Origin of the sequence: Streptomyces nojiriensis (assembly GCF_017639205.1) — a bacterium.
Classification (GTDB): domain Bacteria; phylum Actinomycetota; class Actinomycetes; order Streptomycetales; family Streptomycetaceae; genus Streptomyces; species Streptomyces nojiriensis.
Genome location: NZ_CP071139.1, coordinates 2,187,318 through 2,207,143, shown reverse-complemented (window position 1 = coordinate 2,207,143; position 19,826 = coordinate 2,187,318). Strand labels below are relative to the sequence as shown.

Annotated in this window: 17 protein-coding genes and 1 riboswitch; of the genes, 10 read left to right on the top strand and 7 right to left on the bottom strand. The window is 71.4% G+C overall.

What is annotated here, in order from left to right; translation table 11 throughout:
- Positions 1–77 precede the first annotated feature (77 nt).
- Both JYK04_RS10290 and JYK04_RS10285 read left to right on the top strand, forming a co-directional pair.
- Positions 78–878 carry a carbon-nitrogen hydrolase family protein gene (locus tag JYK04_RS10290; protein WP_189740431.1) on the top strand — a complete coding sequence of 267 codons (801 nt, stop codon included), beginning with the start codon at positions 78–80 and terminating at the stop codon, positions 876–878.
- Between the two features lie 51 nt (positions 879–929).
- Positions 930–2,627, top strand: coding sequence for a flavin monoamine oxidase family protein (locus JYK04_RS10285; RefSeq protein WP_189740434.1), 1,698 nt, complete (start codon positions 930–932; stop codon positions 2,625–2,627).
- A 241-nt stretch (positions 2,628–2,868) separates the two neighbouring features.
- Here the strand turns inward: JYK04_RS10285 and JYK04_RS10280 are convergent, their stop codons facing one another.
- From JYK04_RS10280 to JYK04_RS10265, 4 genes are all read right to left on the bottom strand, one after another.
- A complete protein-coding gene (locus tag JYK04_RS10280) occupies positions 2,869–3,462 on the bottom strand; it encodes a DUF1963 domain-containing protein (protein WP_229875763.1) in 594 nt (197 codons plus the stop codon).
- A 49-nt stretch (positions 3,463–3,511) separates the two neighbouring features.
- Entirely contained in the window at positions 3,512–4,153 is a 642-nt protein-coding gene (locus JYK04_RS10275) for a DUF5995 family protein (protein WP_189740437.1), read from the bottom strand.
- Between the two features lie 75 nt (positions 4,154–4,228).
- The gene (locus JYK04_RS10270) at positions 4,229–5,626 is read right to left on the bottom strand and encodes a uracil-xanthine permease family protein (RefSeq protein WP_189740439.1); all 1,398 of its coding nucleotides are present in this window, start codon (positions 5,624–5,626) and stop codon (positions 4,229–4,231) included.
- Between the two features lie 89 nt (positions 5,627–5,715).
- Entirely contained in the window at positions 5,716–6,963 is a 1,248-nt protein-coding gene (locus JYK04_RS10265) for an MFS transporter (RefSeq protein ID WP_189740442.1), read from the bottom strand.
- A 55-nt stretch (positions 6,964–7,018) separates the two neighbouring features.
- On the opposite strand from JYK04_RS10265, the gene JYK04_RS10260 reads away from it, so the two are divergent.
- Positions 7,019–8,176, top strand: coding sequence for an ROK family transcriptional regulator (locus JYK04_RS10260; protein ID WP_189740445.1), 1,158 nt, complete (start codon positions 7,019–7,021; stop codon positions 8,174–8,176).
- 1,361 nt (positions 8,177–9,537) lie between these two features.
- Here JYK04_RS10260 and JYK04_RS10255 read toward each other — a convergent pair.
- The 3 genes from JYK04_RS10255 to JYK04_RS10245 all read right to left on the bottom strand — a co-directional run bounded on the left by JYK04_RS10255 (position 9,538) and on the right by JYK04_RS10245 (position 13,732).
- Positions 9,538–10,302: an SDR family oxidoreductase gene (locus JYK04_RS10255; RefSeq protein WP_189748293.1), complete on the bottom strand. Its 765-nt coding sequence runs from the start codon at positions 10,300–10,302 to the stop codon at positions 9,538–9,540.
- Between the two features lie 53 nt (positions 10,303–10,355).
- The gene (locus JYK04_RS10250) at positions 10,356–11,255 is read right to left on the bottom strand and encodes an RNA polymerase sigma-70 factor (RefSeq protein ID WP_229876959.1); all 900 of its coding nucleotides are present in this window, start codon (positions 11,253–11,255) and stop codon (positions 10,356–10,358) included.
- A gap of 101 nt (positions 11,256–11,356) precedes the next feature.
- Positions 11,357–13,732: a chitinase C-terminal domain-containing protein gene (locus JYK04_RS10245; protein ID WP_189748297.1), complete on the bottom strand. Its 2,376-nt coding sequence runs from the start codon at positions 13,730–13,732 to the stop codon at positions 11,357–11,359.
- A gap of 286 nt (positions 13,733–14,018) precedes the next feature.
- Positions 14,019–14,149: riboswitch (FMN riboswitch) on the top strand.
- 149 nt (positions 14,150–14,298) lie between these two features.
- On the opposite strand from JYK04_RS10245, the gene ribD reads away from it, so the two are divergent.
- From ribD to hisG, 7 genes are all read left to right on the top strand, one after another.
- Entirely contained in the window at positions 14,299–15,444 is a 1,146-nt protein-coding gene (ribD, locus tag JYK04_RS10240; protein WP_189748299.1) for a bifunctional diaminohydroxyphosphoribosylaminopyrimidine deaminase/5-amino-6-(5-phosphoribosylamino)uracil reductase RibD, read from the top strand.
- On the top strand, positions 15,445–16,068 hold the full coding sequence (locus JYK04_RS10235; protein ID WP_189748301.1) for a riboflavin synthase: 624 nt from the start codon (positions 15,445–15,447) through the stop codon (positions 16,066–16,068).
- Entirely contained in the window at positions 16,065–16,718 is a 654-nt protein-coding gene (locus tag JYK04_RS10230; protein WP_189748303.1) for a nicotinamide mononucleotide transporter family protein, read from the top strand. Before JYK04_RS10235 ends, JYK04_RS10230 begins: the two co-directional genes overlap by 4 nt.
- Positions 16,715–18,004 (top strand): bifunctional 3,4-dihydroxy-2-butanone-4-phosphate synthase/GTP cyclohydrolase II, encoded by a 1,290-nt coding sequence (locus tag JYK04_RS10225; protein ID WP_189748305.1) that lies wholly within the window; start codon positions 16,715–16,717, stop codon positions 18,002–18,004. The genes JYK04_RS10230 and JYK04_RS10225 overlap by 4 nt, the downstream gene beginning before the upstream one ends.
- A gap of 67 nt (positions 18,005–18,071) precedes the next feature.
- Entirely contained in the window at positions 18,072–18,557 is a 486-nt protein-coding gene (gene ribH, locus JYK04_RS10220) for a 6,7-dimethyl-8-ribityllumazine synthase (protein WP_007262951.1), read from the top strand.
- Between the two features lie 35 nt (positions 18,558–18,592).
- Entirely contained in the window at positions 18,593–18,874 is a 282-nt protein-coding gene (locus JYK04_RS10215; protein ID WP_030774590.1) for a phosphoribosyl-ATP diphosphatase, read from the top strand.
- Between the two features lie 56 nt (positions 18,875–18,930).
- A complete protein-coding gene (gene hisG / locus JYK04_RS10210) occupies positions 18,931–19,779 on the top strand; it encodes an ATP phosphoribosyltransferase (protein WP_189748308.1) in 849 nt (282 codons plus the stop codon).
- The last annotated feature ends 47 nt before the right edge of the window (positions 19,780–19,826 follow it).

The window sequence follows — 19,826 nt, the reverse complement described above, 5'->3', positions numbered from 1 at the left end:
CGCTCACGGCTTGCCCGGATCGAACGCGCGAACGTACCGTTTTATGACCCCCTCCCCGCCTGTCACAGAGGTAGCCCATGCCCCCGCTGCGCACCGCCCTCCTCCAGAGCTCCGGCGTTCTCGGCGACACCGCCGAGAACCTCAAGGCGCTCGACGAGGCAGCGGCGCGCGCCGCACAGAGCGGGGCCGGGCTCCTCGTGACCTCGGAGATGTTCCTGACCGGCTACGCGCTGGACCTCCAGGACATCCCCGGCCTCGCCGAGGCCGCCGACGGCGCCTCCGCCCAGGCCATCGGCGAGATCGCCCGCCGCCACGGGATCGCCGTCCTGTACGGCTACCCGGAGGGCGCGGACGGCGTCGTCTACAACGCCGCCCAGCTCATCGGCCCCGACGGCGCGGCGCTGGCGAACTACCGCAAGACCCACCTCTTCGGCTGCTTCGAACAGGACGCCTTCACCCCCGGCGACACCCCCGTCGTCCAGGCGGACCTGAACGGCCTCCGCATCGGCATCATGATCTGCTACGACGTGGAGTTCCCCGAGAACGTCCGGGCGCACGCGCTCGCCGGCACCGACCTCCTCCTGGTGCCGACCGCACAGATGCACCCGTTCCAGTTCGTCGCCGAACAGCTCGTGCCCGTACGGGCCTTCGAGAACCAGATGTACATCGCGTACGTCAACCGCACCGGCCCGGAAGGCGAGTTCGAGTTCGTCGGACTCAGCTGCCTGGCGAGCCCCGACGGGGTCACCCGGACCCGGGCCGGCCGCGGCGAGGAGCTGGTGTTCGGCGAGGCCGACCCCGAGCTGCTGTCGGCCTCGCGCGAGAACAACCCCTACCTGCGCGACCGCCGCCCCGGGCTCTACGCCTCCCTCGTCTGAGTCCCCTTCTTCCCCCAGCCCTGCCGCCCTGCCGCAAGGAGACGTACCCCCATGACGTCCACGGTGCCCACCACCGCCGTCCCGCACAGCGACGGACAGCCGCCGATCACCATGTTCGGCCCGGACTTCCCGTACGCGTACGACGACTTCCTCGCCCACCCGGCCGGCCTCGGCCAGATACCGGCGACCGAACTCGGCACCGAGGTCGCCGTCATCGGCGGCGGGCTGTCCGGCATCATCTCGGCCTACGAGCTGATGAAGATGGGCCTCAAGCCCGTCGTCTACGAGGCCGACCAGATCGGTGGCCGCCTGCGCACCGTCGGCTTCGAGGGTGCCGAGACCGAGGGCCTCACCGCCGAGATGGGCGCCATGCGCTTCCCGCCCTCCTCCACGGCCCTGCAGCACTACATCGACCTCGTCGGCCTGGTCACGGAACCCTTCCCGAACCCGCTCGCCGAGTCCACCCCCTCGACGGTCGTCGACCTCAAGGGCGAGACGCACTACGCCGAGACGATCGCGGACCTCCCGCAGATCTACCGCGACGTGTCCGCCGCGTGGAACGCCTGCCTCGACGAGGGCGCCGACTTCTCCGACATGAACACCGCGATGCGCGAGCGGGACGTCCCGCGCATCCGCGAGATCTGGGCCAAGCTCGTCGAGAAGCTCGACGACGAGACCTTCTACGGCTTCCTGTGCAAGTCGGAGGCCTTCAAGTCCTTCCGCAAGCGCGAGATCTTCGGCCAGGTCGGCTTCGGCACCGGCGGCTGGGACACCGACTTCCCGAACTCCATCCTGGAGATCCTGCGCGTCGTCTACACCGAGGCCGACGACCACCACCGCGGCATCGTGGGCGGCTCGCAGCAGCTGCCGCTGCGCCTGTGGGAGCGCGAGCCGGAGAAGATCGTCCACTGGGCCCAGGGCACCTCCCTGTCCACCCTGCACGACGGCACCCCGCGTCCGGCGGTCACGCGTCTGCACCGCACGGCCGGCAACCGCATCACGGTCACCGACGCCTCCGGCGACATCCGCACGTACCGCGCCGCGATCTTCACGGCCCAGTCCTGGATGCTCCTGTCGAAGATCGAGTGCGACGACACGCTGTTCCCGATCGACCACTGGACGGCGATCGAGCGCACCCACTACATGGAGTCGTCCAAGCTGTTCGTCCCCGTCGACCGGCCGTTCTGGCTGGACAAGGACGAAGAGACCGGCCGCGACGTCATGTCGATGACGCTGACCGACCGCATGACCCGCGGCACCTACCTCCTGGACAACGGCCCGGACAAGCCCGCCGTCATCTGCCTCTCGTACACCTGGTGCGACGACAGCCTCAAGTGGCTGCCGCTGTCCGCGAACGAGCGGATGGAGGTCATGCTGAAGTCCCTCGGCGAGATCTACCCCAAGGTCGACATCCGCCGTCACATCATCGGCAACCCGGTCACCGTCTCCTGGGAGGACGAGCCCTACTTCATGGGCGCGTTCAAGGCCAACCTCCCGGGCCACTACCGCTACCAGCGCCGCCTGTTCACCCACTTCATGCAGGACCGCCTCCCCGAGGACAAGCGAGGCATCTTCCTCGCGGGCGACGACATCTCCTGGACGGCCGGCTGGGCCGAGGGCGCGGTCCAGACCGCCCTCAACGCCGTCTGGGGCGTCATGCACCACCTGGGCGGCTCCACGGACGCCACCAACCCGGGCCCGGGCGACGTCTACGACGACATCGCCCCGGTCGAACTCCCCGAGGACTGATCCTCCGGGTCCCAAGGCCACGGGCCGTCCCCGCGTGAGCAGCGCGGGGACGGCCCGTTCTCATGTGCGGGATCCAGGCCGCCTCTTTCGGATCTTGCCGGGCCCGCGACGCCCGGCACCGCACCTGGCCGCGTTGTCGGGGCACCCGAGTACGTCCAGTACACGGGCGCCCCTCCGCCTTGCCAAGCACGGCACCGGACGCCGCGGACTCGGCCGACAAGATCCGAAAGAGACGGCCCGGTCAGCACTGCCAGAGCAGCGCGGCCCGCCCGCAGGGGGCGCACGCGTGGGCGTAGGCCCGTCCCGAGCCGAAGTTCATGGCGGTGGTGGGCTCCGGTCCCTCCCGCAGCCCCGCCGCGTAGGCCATCGGCCGCGCGCAGCCGGGGCAGTCGGGCGTCTCGTCGTCCTGGAGCCAGTCGGGTTCGCCGCCGAGCGAGCCGAGGACCGGCCGCCCGTCCGGGGCGGTGCCGTCCGGCGCCGCCGGGACGGGTACGGCCGCGCGGACGGCGCCCAGCCCGAGGACGTCCGCGTCCGCGTCGGGCGCCGGTACGGACACCAGGTCCCCGGCGGGCAGCAGCAGGGCCAGGTTGCCGCCCGCGGTCGGGCTCCACTGCTCGCACCGCCCGGGCCGGTGGGCGCACATGAACAGGGCCAGCACGCCGGGCCCCGCAGGGGCGGTGTCGCCGAGCACGATCTGGGCGAGGAACTGGAGCGGGCCCGCGCACAGGCGGCACACCGGCCACACGGTCCCGGCGGGAGCCGTCGGCACCCCGCCGGTCCGGCTGACCGCGGCGTCCGGGGCGACCGGTCCGTCGTCGAGGAGGAGCATCGTCATGCGGCGAACCTATCCGGCGGCCGGTGACGGCTCCGGGGCGGCGGGGGCTTCAGCCCCGCGGGGTCAGCAGGCAGCGGCCGACCAGGCCCACGCCCGCGTCGAGGGAGTCCGTGAACTCCTCGGCCAATTCCGGCACCCGGCGCAGGGTCCACAGCAGGCGGGCCGCCGACCAGGCCCCGGCGCGGGCACGCTCCAGGCTCCACGAGCCGACCAGGTGGGTCAGCGGATCGGCGATCTCCAACAGGTCCGGGCCCGGCATCAGGTCCTCCCGGATGTGCTCCTCCAGGGAGACCAGCGTGTCGCCGACCCGGTCGAAGTCCGCCTCCAGGGCCCGGGGTTCACAGCCCAGCTCACCGCAGGTGGTCACCACCGCGAGCGCCAGGTCATGGCCGATGTGCGCGTTGATCCCGGCCAGCGCGTGCTGGAGCGGGCGGATCCCGGGGTGGCGGCGGTACTGCAGCAGCGGGCGCCAGCAGGCCGGGGCCCGGTCCGCCTCGACCGCCGTCAGGTACCGCTCCGCGAACCGCACGCTGAGCGTCTCCGCCTGCCGGGGCGCCGGGAACCCGCCGTGCTCGATCCGCCGGTGCAGGGTCTCCGTCACCGTCAGGTAGACCCGGTTGAAGACGGCGACACCGTCCTGCGGCGGGAGCCGCTCCTGCAGGGCGCGCATCCGCGCCAGCACCGCTTCCATGGGGGCAGAGTCGCAGGCGCCGGCGCGGATCCGGGGAACTTGGCCGTACGCTTCCCCGGTTCGGGCGAAACACCGTCAACGGTGCTTGTCCTGGCCGTCCCCGGAGCCCTCGTCGTAGGTGGAGGTGCCCGCGTCGAGCAGGGGCTCCTGCTTGAGGTGCGCGGGCGCGAGGTAGCGCAGCGCGTGGTAGCCGGTGATCACCACGATCGTGCCCAGCGCGATGCCGCCCAGCTCGAAGGTCTCGGTGATCTGCAGCTTCACGCCGCCGATGCCGATGATGATGCCCGCCGCGGCCGGCACCAGGTTCAGCGGATTGCGCAGGTCCACCCCGCCGTTGATCCAGATCTGCGCACCGAGCAGGCCGATCATGCCGTAGAGGATGACCGTGATGCCGCCGAGCACCCCGCCCGGGATCGCGGCGACGATCGCACCGAACTTGGGACACAGCCCGAAGAGCAGCGCGAAGCCCGCGGCCGCCCAGTAGGCCGCGGTGGAGTAGACCCGGGTGGCGGCCATGACACCGATGTTCTCGGAGTAGGTGGTGTTCGGCGGGCCGCCCACCGCCGTGGACAGTATGGACGCGGCGCCGTCCGCCGCGATCGCCGTGCCCAGCTTGTCGTCGAGCGGATCGCCGGTCATCTCACCCACGGCCTTGATGTGGCCGGCGTTCTCGGCGATCAGCGCGATCACCACCGGCAGGGCGATCAGGATCGCCGGCCACTCGAAGGCGGGAGCGTGGAAGGACGGCAGCCCGATCCAGTCCGCCTTGGCGACCGCGGAGAGGTCGAGCCGCCAGTGGTCGACGGCCGCCTCCCCGCCCAGCGTCGAGTGGATCTTCCCGAAGAGCAGGTCGGAGAGCCAGGAGATCCCGTACCCGAAGAGCAGGCCGAGGAAGATCGCGATGCGCGACCAGAATCCGCGCAGGCAGACCACGGCCGCCCCCGTGAACAGCATCGTCAGCAGCGCCGTCCACTGGTCCTGCGGCCAGTACGTGCTCGCGGTCACCGGCGCCAGGTTGAAGCCGATCAGCATCACCACCGCGCCCGTCACGATCGGCGGCATCGCCGTGTGGATGACGCGGGCGCCGAACCGCTGGACCACCAGGCCCGCCAGGAACAGCGCCACGCCGACGACGAAGACGGCGCCCGTGACCACCGCACTGTCCCCGCCCGCGGCCCGGATGGCCGCCGCGACACCGACGAAGGACAGTGAGCAGCCCAGGTACGACGGCACCCGGCCGCGCGTCGCGAGGAGGAAGATCACCGTCGCGACGCCCGACATCATGATGGCCAGGTTCGGGTCCAGGCCCATCAGGACCGGAGCGACGAAACTCGCCCCGAACATCGCCACGACGTGTTGCGCGCCCAGCCCGGCGGTCCGCGGCCACGACAGCCGCTCCTCCGGCCGGACCACCGCCCCGGGGGCGGGAGTCCGCCCGTCTCCGTGCAGGGTCCAGCCCACGCCGAGGCCCATGTTCCACTCCGTTTCTCCGGCTGCTGCTCACTGCTCACACATCGAGGCCGCAGCGCACGGGGTACGTGCCGCTGCGGCCAGTGGACATGTTACGGCCGGGTTTGGGCAGGTTCGTCGAGGCCGACAGGGCCGGACTTGGCCGCCGCCCCGCCGCGATCGCCCCCAGCCTGCCCCACCGGCGGCCCCTGACGCAGTACCGCGGCACCGGCGATCAGCGCGAACGCCAGCAGGGTGACCAGTCCGAAGGACACCACCAGCGAGGTCGCGTCCGCCACCGCACCGATCGCCGACGGGGCGATCAGCCCCGAGGTGTACGTGATCGTCGCGACACCGGCGATGGCCTGCGCCGGGGCCGGGCCGCTGCGCCCCGCCGCCGCGAAGGCCAGCGGGACCACCACCGCGATCCCGAGCCCGATCAACCCGAACCCGGCCAGCGCGCCCGCCGGATGCCGGACCCCGACGACGAGCAGCCCGCCCACGGTGGCCACCACCCCGCCCGCCCGGACCGTGCGCACCGCCCCGAACCGGTCCACCACCCGGTCCCCGACCAGCCGGGCCACGGCCATGGTGAGCGCGAAGGCGGTGGTGGAGGCCGCCGCCAGACCCGCGTCCGTGTGCAGGACGTCCCGCAGGTAGACCGCGGACCAGTCCAGGCTCGCGCCCTCGGCGAAGACCGCGCAGAACCCGACGGCCCCGATCAGCAGCGCCGACTTCGGCGGCAGCGCGAAGTGCGGCGGCGCCTGCGCCCCCTGGTCGGCCCGCAGGTCCAGCACGCCCTGTACCGCGAACAGCCCGCCCGCCGTCAGGATCAGCGCGGCGACCAGGTGGTGCAGCCGGGCGTCGGCCCCGGCGTGGGCCGCGACGGTACCCGCGGCCGAGCCGAGGAGCGCGCCCACGCTCCACATGCCGTGCAGCGAGGACATGATCGAGCGGCCCAGCCGGTTCTCCGTCTCCACGCCCAACGCGTTCATCGCCACGTCCGACATGCCGGCGGTGGCTCCGTAGACGAAGAGCACGAAGCAGAGGGCGGGCAGGTTCGGGGCGAGGCTCGGCAGGATCAGCGAGAGCGTCCACAGCGAGAGCAGGGCCCGCAGCGCCGCGCGTGCGCCGAGCCAGTGGTTGATCCGGCCCGCCAGCGGCATGGCCAGGGCCGCGCCCACGGCGGGGGCGGCGAGGGCCAGGCCCAGGGTGCCCGGGCTGAGCTGGGCGTGCTCCTGGATCCAGGGGATACGGGTGGCGAAGGAGCCGGTGACGGCACCGTGGGTGCAGAAGACGGCGGCGATGGCGTAGCGGGCATGGCGCAGGCGCGCCGGGCTGAGGTCGGTGTCCCCGGTCATGACGATTAAACTATCAGGGACCCTGCCTGATAGATAATGGGCCCGACTCCCTAGGATGGGCTCCGTGACTCCTGCCCCCGCCACCACTCCGGCACCGTCCCCCGCCTCGCCCAGCACGGCCCGGGCCATCAACGACCGCCTCGCCCTGCAACTCCTCCAGGAATCCGGGCCGCTGACGGCCACCCAGCTCAAAACCATGACGGGCCTCTCCCGCCCCTCCGTCGCCGACCTCGTCGACCGGCTCACCGAAGCCGGACTCATCGAGGTCGCCGGCGAGTCCGGCGAACAGCGCCGCGGCCCCAACGCCAAGCTGTACGGGATCGTCGCCGACCGCGCCCACCTGGCCGCCCTCGACGTGCGCACCGACCGGGTCACCGCCGTCGTCACCGACCTCCTCGGCCGCCCCCTCGCCGAAGCCGCCCTGCCCGTCGGCGCCCCCGAGGACGCGGTGGCCGCCCTGCTGCGCACCGCACGCGAAGCCGGCGCCGCCGAGCTGCACACCGTCGTCATAGGCGCCCCGGGCCTGGTCGCCCCGGCCACCGGCGAACTCCGCGACACCAGCGGCCTCCCGGCCTGGCACCGCGACCTGGTCACCGCCCTGCAGCGGAGCCTGCCCGCCGTGGTCGTCGTCGAGAACGAGACCAACCTGGCCGCCCTCGCCGAGCAGCGCCTGGGCGTGGCCCGTGACCTGGACTCCTTCGTCCTGCTGTGGCTCGGCGCGGGCGTGGGCGCGGCCGTGGTCCTGGACGGCCGGCTGCGCCGGGGCGCCTCCGGCGGGGCGGGCGAGATCGGCTTCCTCCCGGTACCGGGCACCGCCGGCCTGCCGTCGGCCGAAGACTGCGCGGGCGGATTCCACGCCCTGGTGGGCCGCGAAGCCGTGACCGCGCTGGCGCGCGCACACGGCTTCGCGGGCCCGGCGGAGGAGGCCGTGGCCGGAGCCGCGGGGGAGGCCTTCCTCGAAGCCCTGGCCGAACGGCTCGCGCTCGGCGCGGCGGCGGCCGCGGCGATCCTGGACCCGGGCTGCGTGGTCCTGGGCGGCGAACTGGGCCGCGCAGGCGGCCCCGCCCTGGCCGCCCGGGTCGCCCACCGCGTGGCGAAACTGACCCCGGTCCCGACGGAGATCCGCGCCACGACCCTGGGCGACCCGGCGGTCCTCGCGGGAGCCGAACTGGCAGCGCGGGAGTCCGCGCAGGCGGTGCTGTTCGGGGGGTAGGGGTGGGGCGGGGCGGGGCGGGGGCTTCGGTGGTCGGGAGCCTCTCGGTCGGTATCGGGGATGCGTGTGGGGGTTTCCCGTCAGTCCGATCGTCTCCGGGTCGGGCCGGTCCCTCAAGGGCGCTCCTCCTTCGTCGTCGCGTCGCTTCGCGATGGCCTTCGGCCACCCTTGACCGACCGTCCCGCCCCGGAGGAACGAAGACTGCCGGGAAACCCCCAAAAGAACGGGCCGGGCGTTCCTTTCCAGGGACGGGCCCGTCAGAGATGCCCAGCCCCGTTCCGGTGGGGCATGTCCGGCAGGCGGGGCCATCGCGAGACCAGGGCCCGGGTCGGTGGGGCGCGCCAGATCGCTACGCGCTCCTCATCCCTCAGCGTCCGACGACCGTCCTGGGCTGGACATAAGCCGCCCAAGACCCTTGGACGCTCCTCTCGGGAGGCGTCCGACGACCGGCCGTGGCCGGACATAGGCCGCCCACGAGCTCGGTCCGGCGCTCGATCTGCGTCCGGCGACCGGCTGTGGCTGGACATAGGCCGCCTCCGATCGCTACGCGCTTCTCCATGACCGCGACCGACGGCCGACAGTGGTCGAGGAGAACAGATGGGAGGGGCTGACCGCCGGTACTTCACCTATTCCGTAGTGGGACCGGGTCAGTGCGAGCAGGACACCACAAAGTCGCCGCCAAACAGGGGTAATTGGGGCAAACGGATGGCCTTTTGGGTCGCCCATGTGCGCTGACCCGCATCCACTGCGGAATAGCCGCTGTTTCACGCTTTTCCGCCCCGGACAGCCGTCAGACGCCTCCCGACAGGAGCGTCTGCGGGTCGTGGGCGGCTTGTGAGGGGTCGCAGACGGTCATCGGACGCCGTCAGCGGGAAGCACCTGAGGCTGTGGGCGGCCTATGTCCAGCCACAGACGGCCGTCGGACGCTGAGAGGTGAGGAGCGCGTAGCGATTTGGCGCGCCCCACCGACACGGGCCCTGGTCTGGATCGGCCCCGTCTCCTGCTCGTCCCTCACCCTGCATCGGCATGGGCATCTCTGATTGCCCCGTCCTGATCCTTGAACGCCCGGCCCGTTCTTTTGGGGGTTTCCCGGCAGTCTTCGTTCCTCCGGGGCGGGTCGGCCGGTCAAGGGTGGAGCGCAGCGACATCGCGAAGCGACGCGACGAAGGAGCGCCCTTGAGGGGTCGGCCCGACCCGGAGACGATCGGACTGACGGGAAACCCCCACACGCATCCCTGATACCGGCCGAGAGGCTCCCGACCACCGCAGCCCCCGCCGCACCTCGCCGACCCCGGTCGACCGGCTCCCGAAGCCCCGCCCTCTACCGCCCTCTACCGCCCTCTACCGCCCTCTACCGCCCTCTACCGCCCCCGTTTCGCCGCTGACTGCGCGAACTGTGCGAACGTGAGGCGGCCCACCGCGTGGGACGGGGTCAGGTTGCCGCCGCGCTTGAAGCCCGCGTAGGCCTTGCCCGCCAGGGGGAAGGAGAACACCCGGCGGTGGCGGCCCGTCGCGGTCAGGTAGGTGCGGGCCAGGTCCGGCAGGGTGTGGATCTCCGGACCGCCCATGTCCGGGACCCGGCCCGACGGGGTCGGGACGGCCAGTTCCGCCAGGCGGTCCGCGACCTCCCCGACGGCGATCGGCTGGACCCGTACCCCGCTCGGCATCGGTACCGGCACCAGCGGCAGCTTCGCCGCCGTGTCCACCAGCTGCGCCACCAGGTCGTGGAACTGGGTCGTGCGCAGGATGGTCAGGCCCAGCCCGGACGCCTCCAGCAGCCGCTCGACCTTCAGCTTCGTCCGGTAGTAGCCGAGCGGCACCACGTCCACCCCGACGATCGAGATGTAGACGATGTTGGTGACGGTCCCCGCCCGCCGGGCCGCGTCGACGAGGTGGCGGGCGGCGGTTTCGTCGCCCTTGCCCCCGCCGCGCGTGTTGCTCGCGCAGTGCACGATCACCTCCGCGCCCGCCGTCGCCGCGTCCAGCCCGCTGCCGTCCGACAGGTCGACGGGGTGGTCCGGGGCGTGCCGGCTCAGTACGCGGACCTCGTGGCCCGCCTTCCGGAGCCGGTCCACGACCAGCACGCCGAGGGTGCCGGTGCCGCCGGTGACGAGGATGGTGCTCACGGGGTCCGCCTTTCGCCGATGTGGTTCCTTCAGCAGCGGAGACCGGACGGCCCTCAGGAATGTGACAGCTGCCGCTGGAGGAATTCCAGCTTCTCCGGGTTGAGTACCGTGCTGAGCCCGCTGACCAGCCCGTTCTCGAATTCCACCAGAAGAACACCCGTCTCGCCGAAGAGCAGCGCGGGTACCCCGTTGATCTCCGCGACGCTGACCGGCAGGTCCCCGGCGAACTTCTTGAGCACCCCGATCGCGAACCGGGCCACCTTCTCCCGCCCCAGGATCGGCCGCAGCGCCGCGTTGACCACACCGCCGCCGTCCGAGACGAACCGGACGTCGGCCGTCAGCAGCCCCTCCAGCCGGGTCAGGTCCCCGCCGCGCGCTGCCGTCATGAAGGTTTCCACGAGGCTCTGCCACCGTTCGGGGTCCGGCGCGAAGCGCGGCTCCGGCGCGGCCGGCCGGTCCGCGGTCACCCGGCCGGCCGCCCGCCGGTAGAGCTGGCGGCAGTTGGCCTCGGTGAGGTCGAGGAGTCCGGCGATCTCCCGGTGGCTGTAGGCGAAGGCCTCGCGCAGTACGTAGACGGCCCGTTCCACCGGCGTGAGCTGTTCCAGCAGCACCAGCAGGGCCATGGACACGCTGTCCCGCTGCTCCGCGGACTCCAGCGGGCCGAGCGTGCCGTCCGCGGTGAGGACGGGCTCCGGGAGCCAGGGGCCGACGTACGCCTCGCGCCGGACCCGCGCCGAGGTGAGGGTGTTGAGGCACAGGTTCGTGACGACCTTGGCGAGCCAGGCGCCGGGGTGCTCGATCTCCTCGCGGTCCGCGGCCGCCCAGCGCAGGTACGCCTCCTGCACGGTGTCCTCGGCCTCCGCGGCGGAGCCGAGCATGCGGTAGGCGATGCCGAACATCCGGGGACGGTTTTCCTCGAAGTCCGCGTCGGACGCGGTGATGTGTGTGATCACCGGTGCAGCGTACGAGGCCGGGTTCGCGCGGAACGAGCGAGGACCCGGTGGCCGCCGGGCCACCGGGTCCTCACCTTCGTTCATGGATCAGGGCGCAGTGGTCAGCAGGCGCCCTGATCCTTCCAGACACCCCATTCGCCGGTGGTGCCGGGCTCTTCGTTCTGCGTCCACCACTGGGCCTTCCAGTTGCGGCCCTTGTGGGAGACGAGGTTGCCGCTGTTGTAGACCGTGCCCGCCACGTACGCCGGGTTGGTGCAGGTCCCGCCCGGAGGCGTGGTCGGCGGGGTCGTGGGGGGAGTGGTCGGCGGGGTGGTGGGAGGGGTGGTCGGGGGAGTGGTCGGGGGCTGGGTGCCGCCGCCGGGCTGGACCGTCGTCGTACCGCGGGCCAGGTCGCCGGCGAGGGCGTACGTGGTGCCGGAGATCTTCACCGTCCAGTTGGAGGGCGTGGACACCGGCAGGTAGTAGTTGAACGCCAGGTCGACGGAGGCGCCGGGGGCCAGGGTCTGCCAGGCCGGGAGCTTCAGGGAGACCCGCTGGAAGTCGCCCTTCAGGCCGCCGACGTTGGTGCCGGTGTGGCCGCTGCTGATCACGGTCGTGCCGAAGCCGGACTGGTCGGAGGCGTTGTTCGGGGCCGAGGTGCCGTAGTCGAACTGGAACTCGGTGCCGCCGGGCAGCGTGGCGCTGGTGTTGTTGGTGATCTTCAGCTTCGGGGTGAGCGGGTAGTTGGAGTCGCCCAGCTTGAACTCGGTGAACTCGGTCCTGATGTCCACGGCCTGGGTGGGCGGGGCGGTGGCGCCCGCCTTCTTCGCGCCGTAGGGGGAGGCCGACTTGAACTTCTGGTACATCGTGTCGGTGAGCGTGTCGCCCATCTCGTACTGGCCCTTGGCCGCGTTGTACGCGTAGTCGCCCGCGAGCTCCCAGACCATCGTGCCGCCGATGCCCTTGTCGATCACGTAGTCGGCCTTGGCGGCCACCGACTGCTCGTCCTCCGTCGAGAGGAAGACCTTCTTCTGCGCGTTCCACAGCCACGGCGCCGCCAGGGTGGAGTCGTACTTGCGGGCGTAGGTGCCGGTCAGCGCGGTGTTCGCCGGGAAGCCGTACTTGGTGACGTAGTCGCCTACGACGCCCTTCTCCAGGTTCTTGGCGTGCCACATCGGGTTGGAGCCCGCAGGGGACTCGGCCCCGTTGGTGTCCTTGTCGTGCCACAGGTTGTCGATGCCGACCGCGCCGTCGCCGCACTTGGTCAGGCCCGCGCCGGCCGGGCAGGTGGTCGCGGGGGCCTTGCCCCACAGGCCGTCGGTGCCGCCCTGCACGTTCTTGAAGCCGCGGGTGTAGTAGGGCAGGCCGATGTTGATCCGGCCGCCCGGCATGGAGCCGCGGAAGTAGTGGTACGCCCAGTCGGTGTTGAGGTAGCCGATGCCGCCGTACTGGGAGGTGGAGTAGACGCCGGCGGCGGCGAGTTCGCCGTCCTTGCCGTCGTCGAAGAGCGAGGCGTTGGGGCCGACGTACTCGTTCCAGGCGCCGTGCAGGTCGTAGGACATGATGTTGACGTAGTCCAGGTACTTCTGGACCTGGAACGTCTCCATGCCGCGCAGCAGGTAGCCGGAGGAGGGGGCGGCGACGGAGAGCAGGTAGTGCTTGCCGTCGGCGGCGCCCGCGCGGTCGAGCTTCTCGCGCAGGGACTTCATCAGGGCCGCGTAGCCCTGGACGAGGCCGGCGCGGCGGGCGTTGGCCAGCTGCCAGTCCAGCGGGTTGCCGGCGTCCTTCATGGTGGTCGGGTACTCGTAGTCGATGTCGACGCCGTTGAAGCCGTACTTGCGGATGAACTCGACCGAGGAGTCGGCGAAGGTGTCGATGCCGGCCTGGTTGACCGAGCCGTCGGCGTTCGTGGCCATCGAGTAGAAGCCGCCGGAGGCGACCCGGTTGCCGTCGTCACCGAAGTAGCCGCCGGTCTCCGCCCAGCCGCCGACCGAGATCAGCGTCTTGACGTTCGGGTACTGCTTCTTGAACTTCGTCAGCTGGTTGAAGTGGCCCTTGTAGGGGAGGGCCGGGTCCATCTCGGCGCCGGCGACGCCGGGCCAGGTCATCCCGGTGGCGGCGTTGTTCACGCCGTCCGAGCCGACGGAGATCTTGTTGTCGGCGCCCACGTGGGCGAAGGCGTAGTTCAGGTGGGTGACCTTGGACCACGGGATGTTGTTGGCGAGGTAGGCGGGTGCGCCGTCCTTGCCGGTGCGCCAGCCGGTGAAATATCCGATGACGCGGCGCTGGTGGTCGGCGCCCATCTTCTCGCGGCCTTCGGAGTCGTAGACCGAGCAGTACGGGACGTCGACGCCAGTGGTCTTGTATAGCCCGTCGGGGCGACAGCCCTCGTTGTCGGCCGCGTGCGAGACGCCCGCCGAGAGCCCGCCCACCAGGAGTCCGGCGATCGCTGCGCCGGATGCCAGGAGCATCGCTCTCGTACGTGTGGGGGATGGCATTGTGCCTCCTGGGGAGGGGAGGATGCAGGACACAACTGGACACAACATGAAGCAACAGGGGTGGTGCGGAAGCGTGTTGGCCCGTGACGTGCGCACATCTGACGGACCGTTCCCGAGAAGATGAAGGGAACGTTAAGAGGACTAGACCACCCCGTCAATAGGTCTGGACCAATCCCGCCCGACTTGACAAAGTCCCCGTCGGTACCGACTTCCTGTGAGCCAGGCCACACCACATCACTCGCATGGCGCCCGATCAGCCGTGGCAGACTGGCTGGAGTACCAGTAGCAGCGCACTCCGGGGTCGGTGTAATTCCGAACCGGCGGTTATAGTCCGCGACCCGTCCGCAGCCAGCGGCCGGTTGACCAGGTGAGATTCCTGGACCGACGGTTAAAGTCCGGATGGGAGGCAGTGCGCGGCGGGCCAGTCACAGGTACGCCGCCGTCGGCGGTTCGTCGGCACATCCCTGCGGATGTGCCCGGTCGAACCGTTTTTCCGGCCTCGGCGTCCCCCGTGCGCTGTACCGCTTCATCTGTCGTATCCCGACAGGCCCCGGAGTCCGTGCCCGATGAGGCAGGAGGACCCGGTGGCGACACACGCCGCGCACGCAGCACCCGACGCGGACACCCGTGCCATGCGCCGAGCCATCGAGCTCGCGGCCCGCGGACTCGGCTCCACCAGCCCCAACCCGGTCGTCGGCTGCGTCATCACCGACGCCTCCGGCGTGATCGTCGGCGAGGGCTGGCACGAGCGGGCCGGCGGCCCGCACGCCGAGGTCCACGCCCTGCGCGCGGCAGGCGAGGCCGCCCGCGGCGGCACCGCCTACGTCACCCTCGAACCCTGCAACCACACCGGCCGTACGGGGCCCTGCGCCCAGGCCCTCGCAGGCGCCGGGATCACCCGCGTGGTCTACGCCGTCTCCGACCCGAACCCGCAGGCCAGCGGCGGTGCCGCCACCCTGCGCGCGGCCGGGATCGACACCGCGGCAGGGCTCCTCGCGGACGAGGCCGAGGCGGGCAACGCCGCCTGGCTGACCTCCGTACGCCTGGGCCGGCCGCACGTCACCTGGAAGTACGCCGCCACCCTCGACGGCCGCAGCGCCGCCGCGGACGGCAGCAGCCGCTGGATCAGCTCCGCCGAGTCCCGGGCCGACGTCCACCGGCTCCGCGCCGAGAGCGACGCTGTCCTCGTCGGCGGCGGCACCCTGCGCGCCGACGACCCGCACCTCGCCGTCCGCGGAGTGGAAGGCGCCACGCAGCCGCTGCGGATCGCCCTCGACGCCCGCGCCGAGCTCCAGCCGGCCGCCCGCATCCTCGACGACGCCGGGCCCACCCTGCTCGTCGTCGGCGAGGACGCCGACACCCGGCACCTGACCGGCGTCGAACTGCTCCGGCTGCCCCTGCACGACGGCCGCATCGGCGTCCACGACCTCCTCACCCGCCTGTTCCGGCGCGGCGTGCGCTCCCTCCTGCTGGAAGGCGGGCCCACGCTGGCCGGTGCCTTCCTCGAAGGCGGCGCCGTCGACCGCGTCATCGGCTACATCGCCCCGGCCCTGCTCGGCGCCGGACCCGCGGCCCTCGCCGACGCCGGGATCAAGAACATCTCCGGTGCGCAGCGCCTCGACATCACCGAGGCCGTGCGCATCGGCCCCGATCTCCGCATCACCGCAGTCCCCGTCACCGCACCCACCGCCACCGCCACCAAGGAGCACTGAGTGTTCACCGGAATCGTCGAAGAACTGGGCGAGGTCACCGCTGTCGAGCAGCTCGAGGAAGCCTCCCGCTTCCGGCTGCGCGGCCCCCTCGTCACCGAAGGCGCCAAGCACGGTGACTCCATTGCGGTCAACGGCGTCTGCCTCACCGTCGTGGAGACCGCGGACGGCGAGTTCACCGCCGACGTCATGCAGGAGACCCTGAACCGCTCCAGCCTCGGCGCCCTGACCCAGGGCTCCCGGGTCAACCTGGAGCGCCCGATGGCCCTCGGCGGACGCCTCGGCGGACACCTGGTCCAAGGGCACGTGGACGGCACCGGTGAGATCATCTCCCGGACCCCCTCCGAGCACTGGGAGATCGTCAAGGTCGCCCTCCCGGAGAACCTCTCCCGCTACGTCGTCGAGAAGGGCTCCATCACGGTCGACGGCGTCAGCCTCACCGTGGTCGAGGCCGCCGCCGACTGGTTCACCATCAGCCTCATCCCCACCACCCTCGCGCTGACCACCCTCGGCATCAAGCAGAGCGGCGACCCGGTCAACCTGGAGGTCGACGTCCTCGCGAAGTACGTCGAGCGCCTCCTGGCCGCCGGCGTGAACCCGCTGCACGCGACGGGGGACCACCGGTGAGCGCCCTGACCTGGCTCAACGCGGAGGCCTTCACCGTCTTCGGCCAGAAGGTCATCTGGTCCGACATGATCGGCAACCTGATGGGCCTGGCCGCGCTCGCGCTCGGCTGGCGCCGCTCCATCTGGACCTGGCCCGCCCAGCTCCTCTCCGGCGTGATCCTCATCGCCGCCTACGCCTCGGCCCACCTCGCGGGCGGCGTCGGCAAGCAGCTCCTCGTCATCGGCGTGGCCGTCTTCGGCTGGCGCGCCTGGCGGCGCGGTCGGCAGCAGGCCCAGGACGGCTCCATCGCCGTGCGCACCGCCACCTGGAAGGAGCGCGGGCTCCTCCTGGCCGGCGCGGCCCTCGGCACCCTCGCCGTCGGCGGCCTCTTCACGCTCTTCCCGAACCTCTCGTGGAGCCCGTGGGCCGACGCGTACATCTTCGTCGGCACCATCGTCGCGATGGTCGCCCAGGCCCGCGGCCTCGTCGAGTTCTGGTTCGCCTGGCTCCTCGTCGACCTGGTCGGCGTCCCCCTCGCCTTCAGCAACGGACTGGCCTTCTCCGGCCTCGTCTACGTCGTGTACTTCGCCCTCGTGCTGTGGGGCGCCTACGACTGGTACCAGCGTTCCCGCACCAACCCCGCCCCGGCCCTGGAAGGAGCAACGGCATGACCAGCCTCAAGCCCGTGCCCGACATCCCCGAAGAGACCTTCCGCCTCGACCCCGTCGAGCAGGCCATCCGCGACATCGCGGCGGGCCGTCCCATCGTCGTCGTCGACGACGAGGACCGCGAGAACGAGGGCGACCTCGTCATCGCCGCCGAGAAGGCCACCCCCGAGATCATCGCGTTCATGATGAGCGAGTGCCGCGGCCTGATCTGCGCCCCCATGGAGGGCGCCGAGCTGGACCGGCTCGAACTCCCCCAGATGGTCCAGAACAACACCGAGTCGATGAAGACCGCCTTCACCGTCTCCGTCGACGCGAGCGCCGCCCACGGCGTCTCCACCGGCATCTCGGCCGCCGACCGCGCCACCACCCTGCGCCTCCTGGCCGACGGGGTCTCCGAGCCCGGTGACTTCGTCCGCCCCGGCCACGTCTTCCCGCTGCGCGCCAAGCCCGGCGGTGTCCTGGTCCGCAACGGCCACACCGAGGCCGCCGTCGACCTCGCCCGCCTCGCGGGCCTGCGCCCGGCCGGTGCCATCGTGGAGATCGCAGGCGAGGACGGCGTCATGCTGCGCCTGCCCGAGCTGATCCCCTTCGCCCGCAAGCACGGCCTGACGATCATCTCCATCGAGGACCTGATCGCCTACCGCCGCTCCGCCGAGCCCACCGTGCGCCGCGAGGCCGAGGTCAGCCTGCCGACCGCCTTCGGCGATTTCACGGCGTACGGCTACCGCTCCACCGTCGACGGCGTCGAGCACGTCGCCCTCGTCCACGGCGAGATCGGCGACGGCTCCGACATCCTCGTCCGGATGCACTCCGAGTGCCTGACCGGCGACATCTTCGCCTCCCAGCGCTGCGACTGCGGCCCCCAGCTGCACGCCTCCATGGAACGCATCAAGACCGAGGGCCGCGGCATCGTCGTCTACCTGCGCGGCCACGAGGGCCGCGGCATCGGACTCCTGTCCAAGCTGCGCGCGTACGAGCTCCAGGAGCGCGGCCGCGACACCCTCGACGCCAACCTGGAACTCGGCCTGCCCGCCGACGCCCGCGACTACGGCGCCGGCGCCCAGATCCTCACCGACCTCGGCGTGCACGGCGTCCGGCTGATGACCAACAACCCCGAGAAGTCCGACGCCCTCGTCCGGCACGGCATCGCGGTCACCAGCCGGGAGTCGATGCCGCTGGAGGCCGGCGAGCACAATCTGCGGTACCTGCGCACGAAGCGGGACCGTATGGGTCACGACCTGCCCTGGCTGGACGGGCCCGTGACCACCTCCGCCTGCGGCAACCAGTAGGCACGCACCACCACCCGTACACACATCCACCCACCCCACCCATCACGAACCACCGAGGAGCAGAGCTGTGAGCGGCAAGGGCGCACCCGAACTGAGCGTGAAGAACTGCGGAGACCTCCGAGTCGCCGTGATCGCGGCCCAGTGGCACGAGAAGGTCATGGACGGACTGGTCGACGGAGCCCTGCGGGCCCTGCACGAGCTGGGCATCGACGAGCCCACCCTGCTCCGGGTCCCCGGCAGCTTCGAGCTCCCGGTCGTGGCGAAGGTACTGGCCGGTCGCGGTTACGATGCCATCGTCGCCCTCGGAGTGGTCATCCGCGGCGGCACCCCGCACTTCGACTACGTCTGCCAGGGCGTCACCCAGGGCCTGGTACAGGTGTCGATCGACACCGGAGTCCCCGTCGGCTTCGGAGTACTGACCTGCGACAACGACGAGCAGGCGCTGGACCGCGCCGGCCTCGAGGGGTCGAACGAGGACAAGGGGCACGAAGCGGTCACCGCCGCCGTCTCCACCGCCATGACCCTGCGCACCGTCAGCGAACCCTGGCGCTGAGTGGCGACGGGGAACCCCGTATTCTGAGGACCATCATGGCTGACAAGACCCCCAAGACCTTCGAGGAGCTCTTCACCGAGCTCCAGCGCAAGGCCGCCGAAGGCGACCCCAGCACCTCCCGCACCGCCGAGCTCGTCCACAAGGGCGTGCACGCCATCGGCAAGAAGGTCGTCGAGGAGGCCGCCGAGGTCTGGATGGCCGCCGAGTACGAGGGCAAGGAAGCCGCCGCCGAGGAGATCTCCCAGCTGCTCTACCACGTCCAGGTGATGATGGTGGCGCGCGGGATCTCCCTCGACGACGTCTACGCGCACCTCTGAGTTCCGGCTCGCACACCCGCCCGTACATCCCGTAACCACGCACCAAAGGAAGCCCCATGCTGCGCATCGCCGTCCCCAACAAGGGTTCACTCTCCGGACCGGCGTCGGCGATGCTCCATGAGGCGGGCTACCGGATGCGCAAGGAGTCCAAGGAGCTCGTGGTCGTCGACCCCGAGAACGAGGTGGAGTTCTTCTACCTCCGCCCCAAGGACATCGCGATCTACGTCTCCTCGGGCAAGCTCGACATCGGCATCACCGGCCGCGACCTGCTGCTCGACTCCGGTGCCAGCGCCGAGGAGATCCTGCCGCTGAACTTCGGCCGCTCCACCTTCCGCTACGCCACCACCCCCGGCACGGCGAAGGGTCCCGAGGACTTCAGCGGGATGACGATCGCGACCTCGTACGAGGGAATCGTCGCCAAGCACCTCGCCGAGAAGGGCATCGACGCCTCCGTCGTGCACCTCGACGGCGCGGTCGAGACCGCCATCCAGCTCGGCGTCGCCCAGATCATCGCGGACGTCGTCGAGACCGGCACCAGCCTGCGCAACGCAGGCCTGGAGGTCATCGGCGAGCCGATCCTCACCTCCGAGGCCGTCGTCATCCGCGGCAACGGCGCCGGCGCCGACGACCCGCAGGTCCAGCAGTTCCTGCGCCGCCTGCAGGGCGTCCTGGTGGCCCGCAGCTACGTGATGATGGACTACGACTGCCGCGCCGAGCACCTGGAGCGCGCGGTCGCCCTCACCCCCGGCCTGGAGTCGCCCACCGTCTCCCCGCTGCACAACGAGGGCTGGGTCGCCGTCCGCGCGATGGTCCCCGCCAAGGAAGCGCAGCGGATCATGGACGACCTGTACGAGCTCGGCGCGCGCGCGATCCTCACCACCTCGATCCACGCCTGCCGCCTCTAGACCGTCTCCTGGACCCGGCGTGCCGCACCGGCACGCCGCCCACCGAC

What these genes read in the sequence shown, in the direction of transcription:
- JYK04_RS10280 (WP_229875763.1), bottom strand. Translation starts at nt 3,462, where the DNA reads ATGACGATGCTCCTCCTCGACGACGGACCGGTCGCCCCGGACGCCGCG.
- JYK04_RS10270 (WP_189740439.1), bottom strand. Translation starts at nt 5,626, where the DNA reads ATGGGCCTCGGCGTGGGCTGGACCCTGCACGGAGACGGGCGGACTCCC.
- JYK04_RS10215 (WP_030774590.1), top strand. Translation starts at nt 18,593, where the DNA reads ATGGCTGACAAGACCCCCAAGACCTTCGAGGAGCTCTTCACCGAGCTC.
- JYK04_RS10260 (WP_189740445.1), top strand. Translation starts at nt 7,019, where the DNA reads ATGGGCTCCGTGACTCCTGCCCCCGCCACCACTCCGGCACCGTCCCCC.
- JYK04_RS10245 (WP_189748297.1), bottom strand. Translation starts at nt 13,732, where the DNA reads ATGCCATCCCCCACACGTACGAGAGCGATGCTCCTGGCATCCGGCGCA.
- hisG (WP_189748308.1), top strand. Translation starts at nt 18,931, where the DNA reads ATGCTGCGCATCGCCGTCCCCAACAAGGGTTCACTCTCCGGACCGGCG.
- JYK04_RS10265 (WP_189740442.1), bottom strand. Translation starts at nt 6,963, where the DNA reads ATGACCGGGGACACCGACCTCAGCCCGGCGCGCCTGCGCCATGCCCGC.
- JYK04_RS10285 (WP_189740434.1), top strand. Translation starts at nt 930, where the DNA reads ATGACGTCCACGGTGCCCACCACCGCCGTCCCGCACAGCGACGGACAG.
- ribD (WP_189748299.1), top strand. Translation starts at nt 14,299, where the DNA reads ATGAGGCAGGAGGACCCGGTGGCGACACACGCCGCGCACGCAGCACCC.
- JYK04_RS10290 (WP_189740431.1), top strand. Translation starts at nt 78, where the DNA reads ATGCCCCCGCTGCGCACCGCCCTCCTCCAGAGCTCCGGCGTTCTCGGC.
- JYK04_RS10275 (WP_189740437.1), bottom strand. Translation starts at nt 4,153, where the DNA reads ATGGAAGCGGTGCTGGCGCGGATGCGCGCCCTGCAGGAGCGGCTCCCG.
- JYK04_RS10225 (WP_189748305.1), top strand. Translation starts at nt 16,715, where the DNA reads ATGACCAGCCTCAAGCCCGTGCCCGACATCCCCGAAGAGACCTTCCGC.